Genomic DNA, 758 nt, shown 5'->3' with positions numbered 1-758 from the left:
GCGGCACGTCACATTTTTTCACGCTATTTGTTGGAGAACAAACATTTATTTTATCAATATTTTAAAATTTCGAATACAGGTATTGATCATCTCGAACAATTGATTAACGTCAACTTTTTCTCTTCTGACAGGACGTCATTTTGTGAATGCAATCGTTTTCCATAAATTCTTCTCCCCTCATAGGCGACGAATAGCATTTTGTGTTGAGGATCACAAAACGAATAATTGCTGGTCGCCGCGATAAGGTCAGACAAAGACAACAAGGGAAATTTTCACAGAGCTTTTGATCGTCGTAGGCCACAGAATGTTGCTTCGTTTACTGTAACGCCGGGTAAATGAGCGTTTTTTGATAGTGCGAAAGAACCCTGCGAGGAAAATAAGCATCTATTATTGTTTGTCATGACGACAAGGCAGGCATCAATGAAAGGCTTCCCAATTGCACATATTTTTCACCCTTCAATCCCGCCAATGCACGCAGTGGTTAACAATCACAATAGAAATATTGATTATTGGACGGTAAAAAGAAAGTTTGCAGAAATTGTCTCCACCAATGACGTTAATAAAATTTACAGTATAAGTAATGAACTGCGGAGAGTATTATCTGCAATTACTGCATTGAATTTCTATCAAGGCGATGTTCCTTCTGTAATGATCCGAATCCAACCGGAAAATATGAGTCCATTCATCATAGATATTTCTACAGGGGAACATGATGATTATATCATACAAACATTAGATGTAGGCACTTTTGCTCCTTT

Annotated in this window: 1 protein-coding gene and 1 pseudogene; both read left to right on the top strand. The window is 37.7% G+C overall.

All coding sequences use genetic code 11. The features are described from left to right. The coding region (gene tdcR, locus E0D98_RS25115) for a transcriptional activator TdcR (protein WP_131891422.1) at positions 1-165 on the top strand (165 nt) is incomplete at its 5' end. A gap of 255 nt (positions 166-420) precedes the next feature. Continuing rightward, positions 421-758, top strand: a pseudogene (yhaB, locus tag E0D98_RS25110) (protein YhaB); the annotation flags it as partial.

This window comes from Escherichia sp. KCJ4928 (genome assembly GCF_004352695.1).
Classification (GTDB): domain Bacteria; phylum Pseudomonadota; class Gammaproteobacteria; order Enterobacterales; family Enterobacteriaceae; genus ECMA0423.
The sequence above is the reverse complement of the archived record's forward strand: the minus strand, read 5'-3'. Positions and strand labels throughout refer to the sequence as shown.